A 16349-nucleotide genomic window follows, 5' to 3' on the forward strand; every position below is an offset into this window, starting at 1 on the left:
GGAGGCGGCAAGCACGACACCTCCGCCAACGGCGATCGGCTGGCCGCGCAGGGACGGGTTCAGCAGTTGCTCGACCGAAGCATAGAAAGCGTCGAGATCGGCATGGAGGATCGTGGCGGTCGTGTCCATTCTTGCCTACCGAAAATCCCGCGTCTTCACCTCGATGCCGTCGATATGCGCGTAGGAATCTTATCCCAAGCCGGAGATTATTCCGGGAGCCAATCCGAGAGCAAGGTGATGCCGAATCTTGACGACGCCTCGCGCAGACGCGCGACTTCCTCGGGTGTCGGCGGTCCTACGACTTCGTCCGGTTGAAGTTCGTGGCCGGCTTCCTCAAGAAACCGGTCGAACAGAGCGGGGGTCCCGATCAGGATGTATCTGCAAGGATTGCCGCTGATGTTCATAAGCTGGTGCGGAATGCCGCGCGGCAGGAAGATGCTCTCGCCGGCAGTCAGGCGTCGAGGCCGGCCGTCGATCACCGCAGTCAGTTCGCCTTCAATGATGTAAACCGTCTCGTCGTCATTGGCGTGGACATGGATCGGCGTCCTCGTGTTTCCGTCGCTTTTGTTCTCGAAGAGGCAGAACTGCCCGGCGGTCTGTTCTCCGGACAGCAGGCATTTCATGACGACGCCTGCAAGAACGAACTCTTTGCCGTCGATATCACTCATTGTCGTTTCCTTTCCCGGATCGTGCAGGTGAAGGGGTGGCGATCTCCATTCAGTGAGTTTGGGATAACCGCTCGTGCCGAGGGGCCGCAACGCCTAGCGACCGTCACTTCTTGCGGTAGAGGTTCATGCCCGCGTGATGGAGCACGCCTTCAACAAACTTCCCGTCGGCAGTGAAGCCGGTATCATCCCAGTAGAAGATGTCATCGCCTTGGACTTCATAGCGTCCCCGATAAGCGCTTTCTCGATTGCCGCGCGCTTCGTCATAGCGGCCGTTCGGGAGCAGGTTGTGCCGGATGTGCCCGTCGGCAGTGACCCACATGCCGACGTAAGGATGGGGTTGCCGCTGATCAGCGGGCGCTACTTGTTTCGGGATCATTTCTGCATGGCCTTTCGGAATAAAAATGGTCAGGGCGCCGAGGATGGAGGCCACGGCGAAGAGTTGGGCCCGGCTCATGGCAATGGTCCTCCGGCCTGGACAGCCCGCCGCTCGGCGAACAGCTCCGACAGCGCTGCGACGCGCCTCTGGCGTTCTTCGGTTGTCTGCGCGACAGCGGGAGCGGAGACCATGATGAGGCACAGTGCTCCGGTGTCCGCGCGTAGCAGCGCTTTGGGGCGAATGCTCATTGCGATCTCCTCAAGCGCTGGCAGTAGGACGGACGACGATGTCGCTGACATCAACATCGTCAGGCTGTTCGATCGCGTAGCGCACGGCGCGCGCGATCGCGTCGGGCTTCAGGGCGATGGCGCGATAGGTCCGCATCAACTCCACGGCGGCCGGGTCGGTGATCGTGTCGGCAAGCTCGCTTTCGACCACGCCCGGATAGATACAGGTGACGCGGATCTTGTCGTTCTCCTGCCGCAGCCCCTCGGAGATGGCGCGCACCGCATACTTGGTCGCGCAATAGACGGCGGCGGTCGGCGAGACCGTCAGGCCGCCGATCGAGGCGATGTTGATGACGTGGCCGGAACCGCGTGCGTTCATCTCCGGCAGCACCGCTGCGACGCCGTAGAGCACGCCCTTGATGTTGACGTCGATCATCCGGTCCCACTCGTCGACCTTGAGCGAGGCCATGAGCGAGAGCGGCATGACGCCGGCATTGTTGACGATCACATCGACGCGGCCGAAAGCTTCGCGCGCCGCGTCGGCGAAGGCGGCGACATCGGCGCGGTCGGTGACGTCGAGACGCTGCGTCAGTACTTCGCCCCCCCTGCTCCTGATCTCGTCGGCAAGCGCCTGCAAGCGATCGGTGCGACGGGCGCCGAGCACGAGCTTCGCGCCTGCGCCACCGAGTTCGCGGGCGATCGCGGCTCCGATGCCGCTTGAGGCACCGGTGATGAGGACCACCTTGTTGAGAAGCATGTTTTGACTCCTTTCCGTTGATCTACGAACCGCTTTGCAGCGGTTGTCAGGAAAGTAGACTTGCTCCATTGTTGTGATAAGCCGTCCATTCCTTCACATTATGGAAAGCATTACTAACCAATGCAGCCGGATCTCAATGCCCTCGCCGTCTTCGCCCTCGTGGCGGAGGAACAGAGTTTCCGCGCGGCAGCAGACCGCCTGGGCGTGACTCGATCGGCGGTCAGTCAGACCATGAGGCGGCTGGAAGAGACGCTAGGCATCGCGCTTATCCGGCGGACGACACGCAGCGTCAGCCTGACCGAGGCCGGCGAGCGCCTCCATGCGGAGGTCGCCCCGGCCATTGCCGACATGCGCGCGGCGATCGAGGCAACCGGGAGCCTGGGGGAGCGCCCGCGCGGACAGCTGCGGCTGGCCGTCTCGTCTATCGCCGAACGCTTCCTCTCGGGGCCGTTTCTAGCTGCTTTTGCCGAGAACAATCCGGAGGTGCAACTCGACATTACCGTGACCGATGGGGAATTCGACATCGTGGCCGAAGGCTTTGACGCAGGGGTGCGGCTGGGCGAAGTGATAGAGCAGGACATGATCGCGGTGCCGATCGCCCGGGAAGAGCGGCAGCTCGCCGTCTGCTCGCCCGGCTATCGCGACCGCTTCGGCGTCCCCTCGCATCCCCGCGACCTGGCTGCCCATCGTTGCATTGGCTGGCGCCCAGCGCCAAAGGTCGCCCCCTATCGGTGGGAATTCGCCGAGCGCGGCACGGAGTTCAGCGTAGCGGTCGAGCCGGAAATCACCACAAACGACATGGCGCTGATGATCAAGTTGGCCGTCGCCGGCGCCGGCATCACCTTCGGCATGGAGGAGAGCTTTCGCGCCTGGATAGACCGGGGCGAGCTCGTGCCCATTCTCGAGGATTTTTGCCCGCGCTTCGCGGGCTTCTACCTCTATTATCCGAGCCGCAGGAACGTCGCCCCCAAATTGCGTGCGCTTGTCGAGCACGTCCAATTCCGAAAATAGTGCCTTTCGGTCACAGCGCGTACAGTCCGCCATCCAGCGTCCACATGCTTGAGATGCTCTACGATAGAAACAAGATGCTCTCAGAACGTTGAAGTGCCTGCCCTCGTCAGGCGACCGGGTGCGCTCTATGTTCTGGCAGTCTGAAAAGCAGGAGTTCGACCATGCGCATTCTCGTCGCTGTTCTGATCGCCCTCTTCGCCATCGCGCCAGCTGCAGCAGGCCCGGGAGACGGCAGCGCCGGCGGCGGCTCCAAGAGGACCCAACTGCATACAAGTTGATCGGCAGGCTACCTGCACTCCTGCCTTTGTAGCGTGGGTGCGCCGTCGTGTCTGATGGCGGCGGGAGGCTGGCGTGGGACGCCTATGCGCGCTTCGTCAGCCACCGGGACACTACGCGCCTACCCTGTCCTGAGGGCCGGAAACGCTGTCGCCGTGGGCCCTGCGCTGCTTAGGCCGGGGCAGCTCCTGGGCGGCTGCGGATTTTCTCAAGATTTTTTTGGCAGGGCGTGCGAGAGTCGGCGAGCGACGCACAAAAGGACAGCCGCGAGTGTCGTCTTCTCATTCAAGAATTTGCAAGGGCTGCTGGCAGCAGATGCGGCTACCGGTGCCTATCCGTGGGCCGGCTTCCATTCCCTTCCGCGCCTTTGGCATACGCCCGAGCCGAATGAATCCGAACACGTGCACGATTTGCGAGCTCATGTTCACGCGGGTGATGAAAGCCCGCCAGATCACAGTCGACGTTTCTGTGCTTTTTGTCGATCTTAGGGGCTATACGACGCTTTCGCAGTCGTTTTCGGCAGAAACTGTCTCATCGCTGCTGGATGCCTTCTACGATGAATGCGCGGCCGCCATCTGGGAATTTGACGGGCTTCTTAACAAGACCGTCGGAGACGCGATCATGGCGATATTCAACTTTCCGATTCATGACAACCCACGCAGAACGGGCCGTGCTCGCGGCACGGGAGATACAACGCCGCTGGCATACGCGTCGTGAACTACTCGCGGCTGATGGCGTTGGCGTTGACGAAAGTGATCTCGGCATCGGTATCGGTATCGACTCGGGTGAAACCAGCTTCGGAGAGTTCGGCCGATCGCACCGGGACCTAACCGCAATCGGGACGGTCGTGAACACCGCAGCCCGCGCCCAGTCAGTCGCCGACGCAGGGCGTATCCTTGTCACGAAGGCGGTTTGCGATAGGGCCCCGCACCAAACTGCCGAGAGTGAATGCCGGGAATACCAATTGAAGGGCTTTGAGAAGCCTATCGAGCTTTACACAATCTGATTGACGGCTGACCCTCTATGGGCGACGTGCTGGAGTTGCCTGGCCATCTACAAGGATGCCGACGGCGCACCCACGCGGCAATCCCTTCGCGAGCCGATGCTATTGTGCAAATTTCGCGGCACTCCGGGCGGCCATATCGCCTAAGACAGCATGAAGAAGCGTTCCAACTTCCTGTTCGGCGAGCCCGGGTGCAATTCCTGATTCGGACAGTTGAATGAGAATTTGTTTGGCGGTGCTACGCCAGAAGGCGTTTGCGTCTTCCCCGTTCTTGGATTCCAGAACCCGGGCGATCCCCTCCACCAATTTCCGCCGCCGATGCAGCGGAAATGCGCTTATATTTGAATCACTCATCGACCACCTCACACTTTCAACCCCGCGAATAAGCACTGGTGGGTCGAAAAAATTGGTTAACAGCGCTTTTTTTGACAAGGTCAGCAATGGGAGTGAGGCACCCCGCCAAGTGGAATTGCGCACGGGATGGTGCGGTCCAGCCAACCAGGCCGTGACAGGGCAGACTCTTGGACTTGATCAAAACCAGGCGAACCGCCATATTCTGATCCGGCTGCCAATTTCAGGTGGCCCATTTCATGGATGAGGCCGATCCGACCGGATCGACGTCCATTTATTTAATTGCTGAGATAGCCATGCCGGGAGGAAATCTCCCGGTTGCATCAGCCATCCCTGTTCTTTTTGGAGGTGTCTATGAACGATTCGCGCATTCCCGAGACAGTCTTGAAGGCTATGTCCGAGGGGACACACATCATTCGCGCTTATCGTGAGCACCTTGGCTATTCGATCGATGAGCTGGCGGTGGCGTGCGGGCTAGCCGCTGAGGAAATCCAAAACATCGAGTCGGGCCTGCGGTACAACAAGGGCTATCGTGATCGGATCGCGAGATCGCTTTCCCTGCCTGTGGGAATTTTCGAGGCGGGGTCGGACATATCGGACGCTGCTTGATCAGGGGTAATCTGCGAGTGAGTTAGGCTCGGGCAATTACCGGAGACTGTTGCGCCCCGTGATCTGGAGACTTCGCACGTGCACTCACACGCACACCATCCATGGAGGGTTCGATGCAGCAGCCCGTCGTCAGAGTAGTCTGCGCCATCGGCCAGTCGGGGCAAATCGGCCTTAACGGCGGCTTGCCGTGGGAGGGAAACCGATCGCCGGAGTTCCTCGCCGACGTCGCGCGGTTTTTCGACATCACGAGGGGGCACGTCCTGCTCGCCGGGCCCAAGACAATCGCGAGCATTCCTGAGTTCGCTCGCAGCGATCGGGAACTTGTCGTCGTGCGCTCCAGCATGAATCCCGAAGATACGCTCATGCGCTTTGCCGGCCGTGTTGTTTTCATCGGTGGCGGCCCACCGGTCTGGGACGCCTATGCGCGCTTCGTCAGCCATTGGGATGTTACGCGTCTACCCTATGACGGGCCGGCGGACCGCTGGTTCAATCCCGGTTGGCTCACAGAGGGTGGCGAGATTGCAGGAAATCGCCGCGACCGATGATTCTTCTGTCTCATCGAGGCCATTGCCTGTCCGCTTTAACGCTCAAATCAGGTTGACTATCCCAGATCAAGCAGCGCAATCGTCTTGGAATTATTGGCTGCCGAGTCTAAGGCGGGCACGTCAATTCGCCTTAACATTCATCGGTCCGACAGGGTTGCATCCCTCCCCTTGAGCAATATCTTACCTGCCGGGCGATCTTATGAATGTGAGGGATTCAGTTATGACCGACGACTCCAGCAACACCGATACCATTGAACTGACGGCAGACGTGATCTCAGCTTACGTCTCGAACAATCCGGTTCCAGTGTCTGAGTTGCCTTCCCTGATTGCGCAGGTTCACCAGTCTCTGGCTGGGCTCTCGAATGGTCAGGCAACGACACCGTTGGAAAAGCTTACGCCCGCCGTTCCCATCAAGAAATCGGTGACGCCGGACTACATCGTCTGCCTTGATGACGGAAAGAAGTTCAAATCGCTGAAGCGGCATTTGAAGACGACGTTCGGAATGACACCTGAAGAATACAGAACGAAATGGAACCTGCCTGCCGACTACCCGATGGTGGCACCGGCCTACGCGGCTGCGCGTTCAGAACTCGCCAAGAAAATGGGGCTTGGCCGCAAACCCAAGGCGGCGGAGCCGGTAAAGCGGACGCGAAAGAAAGCCGCCTAGTCGCCAAGAACGAAGAGGCGGGTTGATCACCCACCTCTGGATGCTGAGATAGCGGTACTGATACGAAGAACACCGCCCCGTCGTCGAGGGCTTCTGCACGGCTGCGGCAGCAAGATACACGAGACCGGACGCGGCGGCCCCAGCGGCTCGCCGACCGTCGCCCACCGCACAAGCGGGATAGGTGGCTCACAGATCACAGCCAGAATCCTTCGGCATCGGAGCAACCTGCGGAAGCCGCGAGACAGCTTCTCGGACAGCCAGATGGCGATGCCCTTCACGTCGCTGCTGGCGAATCTTTATCAAAATGGCTGTCCTCAACCTGCTGGAGCGGCAGCAGGTAAGCGACAATCTTTTGGTCGCCGAGAGCCGGATCGAGTCCGAGAACATCGGATGCGAAAAGGTCGTAGGAGGGACATCTCTGAAAGCCGAGGCTCTCGTAAAGCATGCGCGCCGAAGTCATAAACGAGGCAGTATGGAGCGCAAGGCCGCCTGCCCTCTGCTGACGGGCACGCATAACGCACCATTCGCAGAGCATGCGGCCATATCCGGAGCCCTGTGCCGAGGGAGCAACCGCGAGAGTCCTGAGACCTGCCAGCCCGGGAGGCCAGCCCATGCCTTCACCGGCGGCATCCGCGTAATAGGTGATCGTGCCGACAAGCCGTCTCTCGATTTCGAGCACAGCGATGCTGGCTTCTGTCCATCGCCCCGCAAGATCGCAGGCGTCCTTCACGTAGGGTTCGAAGATGTGCCTGGGAAGAACTTCCCGGAACGGCGCGAATGCATCGGCAACGAGGGCGCCGACTTCCTCCAGTTCCTGGCGGCTTGCCAGACGGATGTTCGGTTCCGAGTCGATCCGCATACAAATTCCTCGTTCACCCGGATCGAATGTAGGGCGTTGCGTGCACCTTCCTCCGGCTGGGCTTCACCTGCATCTCTATCTCCCGCACCCGACGGGCGCAACGCGCGCCGTTTTCGACCGGCAGCAGCTTGCCGCCAACGCCCGTGGGGCAGGATCGTCTACGGGTGCCGCGCCCTGCGCTTCGGGGCGGATTTTCTGCTGCTGCGAAGGCGCGCCGATTGCCAGCAATGCCGCTATTTTTGTGCGGCGGCAGGGATTTTCTCCCGTACGGGGTTCAATTCCCGAAGGGTATGCGCTAAAATAGTAAATCTCATCCGGGAAATAACGCCTTCGCGCACATTCGTGCGGAGATGTGGATTTTGTGATATGAAAAACGGAGTCGATATATTGGAAAATATTAGTTACGACGTGACTGGCAAGATAAACTTAAACAATATTTATAACAATCCGGAGCCGACAGCCTACTTTTCAACTTTATCTCGACTTGGCTATCGGATTCCTCAGGAAGCAAAACCTCGATTTCAACGATTGATCGAAGCACGGCGTAGCGCCACCGAATCCGAACCGGCCAAGGTAGTCGATCTTGGCTGCTCCTATGGGGTCAACGGGGCGCTTCTCAAGCACGGACGTTCGATGGATGAACTCTACCGGCTCTACGGAGCGGCGGCGGCCGACGATCTCGATGCGCTTCTTCAGCGGGACCGTGACCTCTATGCCGAACCGGCCGATGCCGAGCTCGAAATTATCGGGGTCGACCCGGCAGATCGCGCGATATCCTATGCGGTCGATGCGGGCATGCTCGACGCAGGTGTCGCGACCGATCTCGAGAAAAGCGACCCAACGCCAGAAGACACGGCGGCGATCGAAAACGCCGACCTCATCATTTCGACCGGCTGCGTCGGCTACGTTACCGAGACTTCGCTGGAAAGGCTCCTGGAAACGAGCCTCGACAGCCGTCCGTGGATGGCGCATTTCGTGCTGCGCATGTTCGATTTCGGCGGCCCGGAAGAAATGTTGAGCCGGCACGGCTATGTCACTGAAAAGCTGGAGGGACTGTTTCGGCAGCGGCGCTTTGCTTCCGCTGAGGAACGGCAGCATGTGCTCGACAATCTCCGCCGGCTGGGGATCGATGCCACCGGCGCGGAGGAGACCGGTTGGTATCTCGCCGAATTGCATGTCGCACGACCGGAAGAGGTCGCGAAATCCATGCCGCTCAGCGAGGTTCTAAACGTCAGTGCAGGACAGATTGTAGAAATTTAGGAGTCGCGGGACGTCCTCATGAACTTGGATTTGAATTACGAACATTGGACAATTATCACTTTCTACACTTAAAGAGCGCCATCGGTTTGCGAATCAGCTTGGCAAAACCATCCATCGACATATTTGCACTTGTTGATACGCAACCGGGGCCAATGACCTGTCAGTAGGAAGAGAAATGCAATGTGCGGCTTAGTCTGTCTGTGGAACGTAGGGGATGAATTGCTTGCACGGCAAATGATCGACAAGATCGCGCATCGTGGCCCCGATGCGGTGCAAGTGGCCAAGCTCGAAGGCGCCCCGGTCATCATGGCTCATTCCCGCCTGTCGATCATCGGACCGGACGACGGTGCGCAGCCGATTGCCCAGGGCTCCGACATGCTGATTGCTAACGGTGAGATCTACAACCACGCCGATCTGCGTGCGATCCTTGGCGAGGGCGCCTTCAAAACGGCCAGTGACAGCGAAACCATCCTGCATCTCTTCCGCTCCGGGGCATTGCGCTGGATCGATCGGCTCGACGGGATGTTCGCCTTCGTGCTGGCCACGGGCGATCGGATCATCGCTGCTCGCGATCCTCTCGGCATCAAGCCCATCTACATGGCGCGGATGGGTGAAGGGCTTGCCTTCGCCTCCGAGCTCAAAGCATTCGACGGACTGGGGCTGACCGCGATTGAAGCGATCCCGCCTGGCACGCTTTATGACAATCGCGACGGTTGGCGGCGGTGGTATCGCATACCCCACGGTGCGGCCAAGGCAGAACCGGACGTCGACGGCACCGCCCGCGAGCTTCGCCTGGTGCTGGAGGAGGCGGTGGCGAAATGGATGGTCGCCGACGTGGAAGTAGGCTCGTTCCTGTCTGGCGGACTGGACAGCTCGATCATCGCCGCGCTGGCGCAAAAAGTCCTGGAGCGATCTGGCAAGGGGCCGCTAAAGACCTTCGCGGTTGGCACCGATGGCTCTCCCGATCTGGTCGCGGCGAAAAGGGTCGCCGAGCATATCGGCTCGAAACACCACGAGTATGTTTTCACCGCCGGTGACGTCGTTGAGAACCTGCCACACATAATTTATCATCTTGAAAGCGCCGACGTCGACCTCGTGCGCAGCGCCATTCCTACTTTCTTCGCCGCCAGGCTTGCACGCCAACACGTCAAGGCGGTGCTCACCGGAGAGGGGGCAGACGAGCTTTTCGCCGGGTATACCTATCATCACGCCTATGTCGATGATCCCCGCGCACTTGCCGACGAGCTCACCCGCAGCCTGGGTACAATGCACAACATCAACCTGCAGCGCGTGGATCGGATCACCATGGCGGAATCGTTGGAGGGGCGCACGCCCTTCCTCGATCGCAAGCTGATCGATTTCGCCCAATCAATACCTGCGGCGCTGAAACTTTGCCGGACCCGCCCCGACGCAGTCGCCTCCACCGGCCCCACCACCGAGAAGTGGATTCTCCGCAAAGCCTGCGCCGACCTGCTTCCCGAAAGTCTCGTTTGGCGGAAGAAGGCGCAGTTTGACGAAGGTTCCGGGACCGTAGCCGCCTTGCAAGAAGCACTGCAGACGCTCACTGGCGAGCGCGGTGAGATTGGACGAGCGCGGGAAGGCGCACTCTACGAGGAAATTCTGCGAGGGTGCTTTGTTGACCCTGATCTGATCCTTGCCAATGCCGGACAATGGGAAGCCGATCGAGTGGCAGCGTGAGGGGACGTTCAGGAAACACAATTGTTGCATGCTGTCGCAGCGCCTCGCGGGGGTGCGCTCCGGTAATCTGGTAGCCGCCGACGGCTTTTTGACGTCTCGGTTCTTGCTAGCCTACCGGAAGGCCGGCCGGCTTCAGCCCATCCTCCAGTCGCCGGCGTGTCTCGGTTTCCTTGATCGGAAGTCCGCGCATGATCCAGTCGACAATCTCGCGGAATGCCCGGAAACCGCCAGATCCTGACGTCGTAATCTGACCGCTGCATAGCCGGCATCGGGTTGCGTTGCGCCATTCCGGAGACTCGCGGCATGCAATTGCGCGATATTGTGCGCAGTCCTCTCGCGCCACGCGCGAGTTCTATCCCATAAGCAACACACAAACTTATCGAGACTGTTTGATCCTATACCTGCTTATGCGGGGGCAGAATCAGGTGCTGTTGGCAAGCCCCTTCCCTACGCTCCAACACCAATCGTCCTCTTTGATCGGCCTCCAACGCCAAGCACAATTCCGCCTTTGGAGCCTGCACAAAATCGCCTGTCAGGAATTCTGCGGTTCTGGCGGTTTCTGCGACCTGCAGTGCTGAGCCACCAATTGGCGGAGTGCGCCAGAGGTCCGGGAAAGCTCACCCCATGCAGCGACCAGGCGATCCGCGCCGAAGTCCGTCGCGATCCGGACATCGCCAAAGCCAAAGATGGTGGTCGGGATTTCGAGGTGTTTTACATCGAAGGCGGCTGGTTCGATACGCCAGCGATCGCCGGCTGCTCTGCTATCTCAAAACCGCGGCTCAATATACAAATAAATAATCTGCCAAATCTGGTGGACCTTGGCAGCAAACGATATTTTCTGTGCAAGAATATTGACTCCGAGCCGATTGTGTATCAATCTTGCTAAGCACTAAACATAAATAGAAGCGCTTCACTCGTCTACTCAACTGAAAATTGATAGATATAAAGAAGCGTCACATAATTAAGTGTGTTGAAAACACTGACTTTTTTGCTTGGGGTTAGCTTCGTTCTGACTGCAGGGCGCCATCGTTCTACGAGAACGGTTCAACCCAGTGGCTCGGAACGGTGAGGCGTTGATCGAGGCGGGAGGCGGTTCGGTATCCATCAGCAGCAAAGCGCGGCGTGAATACCCGTGAGGGTTCGCGCATTCTCTGCGTTTAGCATCTTCTGCCTACGACTTGGCAAGGCCAGACATTCGAAAGGCCCGTGGTGTGCATTGAGCGCGTCAGGGCAATGTCATTTTGGAGGTACGCACCATGCCTAGCATTCCAGTCACCTGGCTCGAGGAATTCTTTGTTACTGCGAGCACCAACCCGCAAGATCCCGACATCATTCAACTCGCCAACGGCTTGATAAGGCGGCGGTCATCCTTGCGCCCGTCGTCGCGCGTCATCGCCTGAGCGGAGCTCATATCCTCAGCAGAACCCCTTTCATGGAGAATTAGGACATGCCCGGCGCACCAGTCACATGGCTCAACCAGTTCACCGTCAACCTGACCACCACAAACGACCAGAGCGACCCTGAAATCGTCCAGCTCGCCAACGGCAATATCCTGGTCAGCTGGACCAGCAACGATCCGACCGCTCCCGGCAATCCGGCGGGTCCCGACATTCTCGGCCAGATTTTCGATCCGATGGGCAACCGCATCGGCGGTGAAATCCGTTTGAACAATGATTCCACAGTCGACAATGAGTTCAACGCCGATCTGGCCGCCCTGCCCGATGGCGGCTTCATCATGGTCTACACCGACCTGCAGGGCGGCCAACCGCGGGTGCGCATGGAGGTTTACGATGCCGACGGTACCCAGCGCATCGGCGAGGGCGGCATCGTCCGCGACCTCGGCGCTGGCATCAACGTGGTCAACCCGCACGTAGCCGTGTCGAGTTCGACCTCAGCGCTGGTGGCTTACCAGATCGATACCGGCGGCGGCTTTGGCATTTCCTTCAAGATCTTCAATCCCTCGACCAATACCTTCTCTGCCGAACTCCCGCTGCTGATCGGCACCGACATGCGTGATCCCGATGTGGAAGTGCTGAGCAACGGCAACTACGTCATCACGGCGACGCAGGGTACCGTTGGAGACAATTCGATCAGCTACCGCATCGTCAATGCGACAGGCGGCAACGTGCTCGGCCACACCACCGTGACCGGAACGGCGGGCGACGGTTTCAACGACAATGAGGCGTCCGTCACCGCTCTCGCGGGAGGTGGCTTCGTCATCTCCTTCACCGACCGCGACGCCAGCGACACCGATGTCGCGTACCGCGTCTACAACGCGACCGGCACCCAGACCGGCAGCGGCTTTGTCAATGGCTCGGGCTCGATCACCAACAACAATAACGAGTCGGTGGTATCCGGCCTGTCCGACGGCACCTTCGTCATCGTCTACGACAATGACGAAGCCGGCGTCATGACCGCCGACCACTTCGACGCCACCGGCAGCTTTCTTGGCACGTTCAACTTTGCCGGCGGAGGCACCGAACCCGCCATCCGCGACCTCGGCGATGGCCGCTTCGTGGTGAGTTGGGAGCCGAACGCCGGTGGCGACATCTTCATGGAGATTCTCGACACGCGCGATTTCGTTAATCCGGAAGCCGTCTACACCTTCCCGAACCAGCAGATCGGCACGATCTTCAACGACACCTTCGTGGCGGACGTCGATTCCGACATCACGCACGGCCATCTCGGCAATGATGACATCACCGACACCGGCAGTTCCGGCAACAATCAGTATTTCGGCGACGAAGGCAACGATATCCTGCGTGTCACTACGGCCATCGACTCAGACACTTGGAATGGCGGCTCGGGCAACGACACGATCGACTGGAGCGGCGCGAGCCCAAGCGTCTCTGGAGCGACCTTCAATCTCGGTGCGGGCACGGCAACTCTCGGGCTGGCCACCGAAATCATGGTCGGCTTCGAGAATCTGATCGGAACGAACAACAACGACTCCATCGTTGGAACTGCTGGCAACAACGTCCTGACGGCGCTCGGCGGCAACGATACGATCAACGGCCACGCCGGCGCCGACACCATGTTCGGCGGCACAGGCGACGACATCTACATCGTAGCCGCGGCAGGCGACACCACCATCGAGAATGCCGGCCAGGGCACCGACACGGTGCGCTCCTATATCGACTGGATGCTAAGCGACAATGTCGAGCGGCTGGAGCTGCAGGGCGCAGGCAATCTAAACGGCACCGGCAACACACTTAACAACACGCTGGTCGGCAATTCGGGCGCCAACACCCTGAACGGCGGTGACGGCAACGACTTCATCTCAGCGGGCGTGGGTAACGATACGCTCGTTGGCGGGGCCGGAAACGACACCCTGATTGGGGCAGCCGGCAGCGACATTCTCAACGGTGGCACCGGAAATGATCGGTTCGACTACGACCTCGTTTCCCACAGTCCGGCCGGCCCGGCGCTGCGCGACTCAATCGTTGGCGGCTTCGCCCACGGCTTCGACAGGATCGATCTTGCGACCATCGACGCCAACACGCTCGTCGGCGGCAACCAGGCATTTTCCTTCATCGGCGCAGCGGCATTCTCCGGCGTGGCCGGCCAGCTTCGCTATTCGACTTTCGGGGGGCATGCATTCATCGATGCCGATGTGAACGGCGATTCCACGGCCGACATGCAGATCTTTGTCGCCGGCACCCACTGGATGACCGGCACTGATTTCATTCTCTGAGGGCTCCCTCCTGGAAAGAGCCCGGTTCATCGCGGAATCGGGCTCTCTCCGTCTACCTGGCACGTTTCTTCGGACATGCAGCGCAATCAGCCTTCGCGGATATCCTTCACAGTCGCGTATCGAATCGCCTCCCCGCCTCTCATGTGCCGGCACATTGCCGCTTCCTATCCGCCGCCGGCGCCATTGCGGGCTTGCCGCGCTCGCGCTGGATGCCGAGGAGATCGAATTCGATTCCTGGTGGCCTTCAGCCATTCCCACGCAAGATAGCGGAGAAAACGGCGGCAACTCGCACTTGGCGCTGGCGAACGCCAACTCGGTCGATCGCTATCGGTAGTGCCTTTTTCACGGGCAGAATGCTACCACCGGGCAAATCGACTGGCGCCGGCGGCTCCAAGGACAGCAAGCCCTGCTATCGCAATTGTGTACCAGGTGGCCACGAAAAGCGGTGAATCGTCCGTGCAATGGGCCGCGTAGAAGGTGGCGGCGATACTGCCCGCAAGCAGTCCGGCAGCCGCACCCGCAAGGGCGGGCCGCGTCGGCGCGCCGTGTCGGAGTGCGAGCAGGAAAATGGCGAGAGGGCCGATGCCGATCAGCGGAATGTAAGCCAGGCACACCATGCTGTTCATGCCGACCAGCTTGGCCGACCACGCGCCATGAGGGAGAAGCAGAAGCTCAACGAAGGCCGCGATTGCAAGCAGGGCGGCCGCGCCCGCGAGGTACGGCGCCGCCGCACGCCAGTCTTCGCCCGGCCGTGAAAGTCCGCGAGCAAGGCCGAATGCACTCGCGCCCAGCGTTGTCGTAACCACGAATTTCAGCAAGAAGCGTGGCGTTTCCGCAGCGGCCGCGACATCGGGCCTCGGACCGAGCGTGGCAAAGAAGATGACAGCGGCAAGAGCGATCGCAAGGCCGGCAGCGCCCCACCATACGAACGAGAGCGGCGCGGTGGGCTGCCGCGTATCTGCCGCCAAGGTCTCAATGAGTTCGTTTGTATCCATCTCAGTCCCGTCCAAACCGCCTGGCTATTGCCACAAGTCCGCGATGAAGCGCGACCCGCACTGCGGTCTCACTCATGCCAAGCCTTTCGGCTGTCTCCACGATTGAATTGCCGTCGACGGAAACCGCCGCCACCACTGAGCGCTGCCCAGGTGTGAGCGCATCGAGGGCGCGGCCAATCTCCCGATTGCTGACGGTTTCAGGTTCCGGCTCGGCAAAGGTCTCCGCGATCTCGCCGATCTCGATCTCCACCCGCCGCCCGCGGCGCCGAAACGCGTCGATGAGTTTGTGGCGCGCAATCGCGTGGAGCCATGGCATCACGGGTCCGTCTTCCCGCCAGGTGTGGCGCTTCATGTGAATGGCCAGCAGCGTTTCCTGCACGACATCCTCCGGATCAATCCCGCCCTGGACGACGTTCCGACGCGCGAAGCCGCGCACGAGGCAGGCAGCGCACCGCAGGAACTCGCCATAGGCTCTTTCGTCGCCCGCGATCGCGGTGCGCAACAGCCGGGCAAGTTCCTTTTCGTCATTGCCGTGCAAGCCTGTATTCCCTCCGTAATACGCTTACGCGCGGTTGTTTGTTACGGGACCGGCAAAATTCTGTTCACCGTCAAAGCCACCAATCACGATTTTGTGTGACCGCAAAGATGTAACACATCGCCCGTCCGGACCGAACTGACCATAGCGCGCCCACGAAGAAGCGGCGTGCGGAAAACCAACCGGAGAAGAGAACCATGTCTACGAAATCAACCGTGAGCGCGACCATTCTAGCTGGCGCCGTCGCAACCGCGCTGGCGTCTTTTGCCAGTGCCGCTCCGATGACGGAAGCGGAGGCTGCGGCGGCGACCGCGGCCGGCAAGGAAAAGTGCTACGGCGTTTCACTCGCCGGCATGAACGACTGCGCGGCCGGACCCGGCACCACCTGCCAAGGGACATCGACCGTCGACTTCCAGGGCAATGCCTGGACGCTGGTTCCGGGCGGAACCTGCACCTCGATCAAGGTGCCCGGCGACCGCACCGGCTCGCTGGAGCCGCTGACACGCGACGTCCCGTCATAAGCACGCGATCTGCCGGAAAGCGGAGGCTCTGATGAACGAACTGGCCAATATCCAGCTCTCGCGGGCATTGATGGCCTTGCGCTTTCCGGCGCATCCCGTCGCAGGCATGGCGGGAACCAGCTTGAAACATGAACATCTGCCGTCGATCATGGCCAATGACGTAGGGCGCGGCTTTTTCGAGGTCCATGCGGAAAACTACATGGGCGCCGGCGGGCCGCCGCACGATGCGCTGACCCGCATCCGCCGCGACTACCCGGTGTCGCTGCACGGCGTGTGCATGTCGATCGGCGGGGCGCA

20 protein-coding genes and 1 pseudogene are annotated in these 16349 nt (G+C 60.3%); 12 read left to right on the forward strand and 9 right to left on the reverse strand.

The features are described 5' to 3' along the window. The 5 genes from MAXJ12_RS35200 to MAXJ12_RS12700 all read right to left on the reverse strand — a co-directional run. Positions 1–129 (reverse strand): Y-family DNA polymerase (locus MAXJ12_RS35200; RefSeq protein WP_008836280.1); only part of this gene is annotated, 129 nt, incomplete at its 3' end. 77 nt (positions 130–206) lie between these two features. Continuing rightward, the gene (locus tag MAXJ12_RS12690) at positions 207–668 is read right to left on the reverse strand and encodes a cupin domain-containing protein (protein WP_008836281.1); all 462 of its coding nucleotides are present in this window, start codon (positions 666–668) and stop codon (positions 207–209) included. Positions 669–771: 103 nt separating this feature from the next. Continuing rightward, positions 772–1044 carry an Atu4866 domain-containing protein gene (locus MAXJ12_RS12695; RefSeq protein WP_050898823.1) on the reverse strand — a complete coding sequence of 91 codons (273 nt, stop codon included), beginning with the start codon at positions 1042–1044 and terminating at the stop codon, positions 772–774. A gap of 74 nt (positions 1045–1118) precedes the next feature. Continuing rightward, positions 1119–1292 carry a hypothetical protein gene (locus MAXJ12_RS37635; RefSeq protein WP_008836283.1) on the reverse strand — a complete coding sequence of 58 codons (174 nt, stop codon included), beginning with the start codon at positions 1290–1292 and terminating at the stop codon, positions 1119–1121. Between the two features lie 10 nt (positions 1293–1302). After that, positions 1303–2028, reverse strand: a complete 726-nt coding sequence (locus MAXJ12_RS12700) for an SDR family oxidoreductase (protein WP_008836284.1) — start codon at positions 2026–2028, stop codon at positions 1303–1305. A gap of 120 nt (positions 2029–2148) precedes the next feature. On the opposite strand from MAXJ12_RS12700, the gene MAXJ12_RS12705 reads away from it, so the two are divergent. Together MAXJ12_RS12705 and MAXJ12_RS12710 are read left to right on the forward strand one after the other, a co-directional pair. Further along, on the forward strand, positions 2149–3039 hold the full coding sequence (locus MAXJ12_RS12705) for a LysR family transcriptional regulator (protein ID WP_008836285.1): 891 nt from the start codon (positions 2149–2151) through the stop codon (positions 3037–3039). A gap of 591 nt (positions 3040–3630) precedes the next feature. Next, a pseudogene (locus MAXJ12_RS12710) lies at positions 3631–4321 on the forward strand (adenylate/guanylate cyclase domain-containing protein). Between the two features lie 99 nt (positions 4322–4420). Here the strand turns inward: MAXJ12_RS12710 and MAXJ12_RS12715 are convergent. After that, positions 4421–4672, reverse strand: coding sequence for a DUF6074 family protein (locus tag MAXJ12_RS12715; protein WP_050898822.1), 252 nt, complete (start codon positions 4670–4672; stop codon positions 4421–4423). Positions 4673–5023: 351 nt separating this feature from the next. Here MAXJ12_RS12715 and MAXJ12_RS12720 point away from each other — a divergent pair, with 351 nt between their 5' ends. From MAXJ12_RS12720 to MAXJ12_RS12730, 3 genes are all read left to right on the forward strand, one after another. Beyond that, positions 5024–5278 carry a helix-turn-helix domain-containing protein gene (locus tag MAXJ12_RS12720; RefSeq protein ID WP_040586145.1) on the forward strand — a complete coding sequence of 85 codons (255 nt, stop codon included), beginning with the start codon at positions 5024–5026 and terminating at the stop codon, positions 5276–5278. A gap of 113 nt (positions 5279–5391) precedes the next feature. Then, entirely contained in the window at positions 5392–5823 is a 432-nt protein-coding gene (locus MAXJ12_RS12725; RefSeq protein WP_008836289.1) for a dihydrofolate reductase, read from the forward strand. A 220-nt stretch (positions 5824–6043) separates the two neighbouring features. After that, positions 6044–6490, forward strand: coding sequence for a Ros/MucR family transcriptional regulator (locus MAXJ12_RS12730; protein ID WP_008836290.1), 447 nt, complete (start codon positions 6044–6046; stop codon positions 6488–6490). Positions 6491–6764: 274 nt separating this feature from the next. Here MAXJ12_RS12730 and MAXJ12_RS12735 read toward each other — a convergent pair whose 3' ends face one another. After that, positions 6765–7349, reverse strand: coding sequence for a GNAT family N-acetyltransferase (locus MAXJ12_RS12735; protein WP_008836291.1), 585 nt, complete (start codon positions 7347–7349; stop codon positions 6765–6767). A gap of 366 nt (positions 7350–7715) precedes the next feature. Here MAXJ12_RS12735 and MAXJ12_RS12740 point away from each other — a divergent pair, with 366 nt between their 5' ends. From MAXJ12_RS12740 to MAXJ12_RS34415, 5 genes are all read left to right on the forward strand, one after another. After that, positions 7716–8609, forward strand: coding sequence for a class I SAM-dependent methyltransferase (locus MAXJ12_RS12740; protein WP_139043884.1), 894 nt, complete (start codon positions 7716–7718; stop codon positions 8607–8609). 180 nt (positions 8610–8789) lie between these two features. Next, complete coding sequence (gene asnB, locus MAXJ12_RS12745) at positions 8790–10307, forward strand: asparagine synthase (glutamine-hydrolyzing) (protein WP_040586140.1); 1518 nt, start codon at positions 8790–8792, stop codon at positions 10305–10307. Between the two features lie 586 nt (positions 10308–10893). After that, on the forward strand, positions 10894–11193 hold the full coding sequence (locus tag MAXJ12_RS12755) for a hypothetical protein (RefSeq protein ID WP_008836295.1): 300 nt from the start codon (positions 10894–10896) through the stop codon (positions 11191–11193). Positions 11194–11563: 370 nt separating this feature from the next. Then, positions 11564–11707, forward strand: a complete 144-nt coding sequence (locus tag MAXJ12_RS37640; RefSeq protein WP_157999633.1) for a hypothetical protein — start codon at positions 11564–11566, stop codon at positions 11705–11707. Positions 11708–11754: 47 nt separating this feature from the next. Next, on the forward strand, positions 11755–14001 hold the full coding sequence (locus tag MAXJ12_RS34415; RefSeq protein WP_008836296.1) for a calcium-binding protein: 2247 nt from the start codon (positions 11755–11757) through the stop codon (positions 13999–14001). 356 nt (positions 14002–14357) lie between these two features. Here the strand turns inward: MAXJ12_RS34415 and MAXJ12_RS12770 are convergent, their stop codons facing one another. Both MAXJ12_RS12770 and MAXJ12_RS12775 read right to left on the reverse strand, forming a co-directional pair. Next, on the reverse strand, positions 14358–14996 hold the full coding sequence (locus MAXJ12_RS12770; RefSeq protein WP_008836298.1) for an NrsF family protein: 639 nt from the start codon (positions 14994–14996) through the stop codon (positions 14358–14360). A gap of 1 nt (position 14997) precedes the next feature. Beyond that, positions 14998–15534 (reverse strand): sigma-70 family RNA polymerase sigma factor, encoded by a 537-nt coding sequence (locus tag MAXJ12_RS12775; RefSeq protein ID WP_008836299.1) that lies wholly within the window; start codon positions 15532–15534, stop codon positions 14998–15000. A gap of 194 nt (positions 15535–15728) precedes the next feature. Between MAXJ12_RS12775 and MAXJ12_RS12780 the strand changes: the two genes are divergently transcribed. Next, positions 15729–16052 carry a BufA1 family periplasmic bufferin-type metallophore gene (locus MAXJ12_RS12780; RefSeq protein WP_008836300.1) on the forward strand — a complete coding sequence of 108 codons (324 nt, stop codon included), beginning with the start codon at positions 15729–15731 and terminating at the stop codon, positions 16050–16052. Between the two features lie 31 nt (positions 16053–16083). Beyond that, positions 16084–16349: multinuclear nonheme iron-dependent oxidase (locus MAXJ12_RS12785; protein ID WP_008836301.1), on the forward strand; the 266-nt coding region annotated here is incomplete at its 3' end.

The organism is Mesorhizobium alhagi CCNWXJ12-2, assembly GCF_000236565.1.
Taxonomy (GTDB): Bacteria; Pseudomonadota; Alphaproteobacteria; order Rhizobiales; family Rhizobiaceae; genus Allomesorhizobium; species Allomesorhizobium alhagi.

Excerpts from the sequence above, each read along its gene's own strand:
- MAXJ12_RS12690 (WP_008836281.1), bottom strand. The coding sequence starts at position 668 with ATGAGTGATATCGACGGCAAAGAGTTCGTTCTTGCAGGCGTCGTCATG.
- MAXJ12_RS12695 (WP_050898823.1), bottom strand. The coding sequence starts at position 1,044 with ATGATCCCGAAACAAGTAGCGCCCGCTGATCAGCGGCAACCCCATCCT.
- MAXJ12_RS37635 (WP_008836283.1), bottom strand. The coding sequence starts at position 1,292 with ATGAGCATTCGCCCCAAAGCGCTGCTACGCGCGGACACCGGAGCACTG.
- MAXJ12_RS12700 (WP_008836284.1), bottom strand. The coding sequence starts at position 2,028 with ATGCTTCTCAACAAGGTGGTCCTCATCACCGGTGCCTCAAGCGGCATC.
- MAXJ12_RS12705 (WP_008836285.1), top strand. The coding sequence starts at position 2,149 with ATGCAGCCGGATCTCAATGCCCTCGCCGTCTTCGCCCTCGTGGCGGAG.
- MAXJ12_RS12715 (WP_050898822.1), bottom strand. The coding sequence starts at position 4,672 with ATGAGTGATTCAAATATAAGCGCATTTCCGCTGCATCGGCGGCGGAAA.
- MAXJ12_RS12720 (WP_040586145.1), top strand. The coding sequence starts at position 5,024 with ATGAACGATTCGCGCATTCCCGAGACAGTCTTGAAGGCTATGTCCGAG.
- MAXJ12_RS12725 (WP_008836289.1), top strand. The coding sequence starts at position 5,392 with ATGCAGCAGCCCGTCGTCAGAGTAGTCTGCGCCATCGGCCAGTCGGGG.
- MAXJ12_RS12730 (WP_008836290.1), top strand. The coding sequence starts at position 6,044 with ATGACCGACGACTCCAGCAACACCGATACCATTGAACTGACGGCAGAC.
- MAXJ12_RS12735 (WP_008836291.1), bottom strand. The coding sequence starts at position 7,349 with ATGCGGATCGACTCGGAACCGAACATCCGTCTGGCAAGCCGCCAGGAA.
- MAXJ12_RS12740 (WP_139043884.1), top strand. The coding sequence starts at position 7,716 with ATGAAAAACGGAGTCGATATATTGGAAAATATTAGTTACGACGTGACT.
- asnB (WP_040586140.1), top strand. The coding sequence starts at position 8,790 with ATGTGCGGCTTAGTCTGTCTGTGGAACGTAGGGGATGAATTGCTTGCA.
- MAXJ12_RS37640 (WP_157999633.1), top strand. The coding sequence starts at position 11,564 with ATGCCTAGCATTCCAGTCACCTGGCTCGAGGAATTCTTTGTTACTGCG.
- MAXJ12_RS34415 (WP_008836296.1), top strand. The coding sequence starts at position 11,755 with ATGCCCGGCGCACCAGTCACATGGCTCAACCAGTTCACCGTCAACCTG.
- MAXJ12_RS12770 (WP_008836298.1), bottom strand. The coding sequence starts at position 14,996 with ATGGATACAAACGAACTCATTGAGACCTTGGCGGCAGATACGCGGCAG.
- MAXJ12_RS12780 (WP_008836300.1), top strand. The coding sequence starts at position 15,729 with ATGTCTACGAAATCAACCGTGAGCGCGACCATTCTAGCTGGCGCCGTC.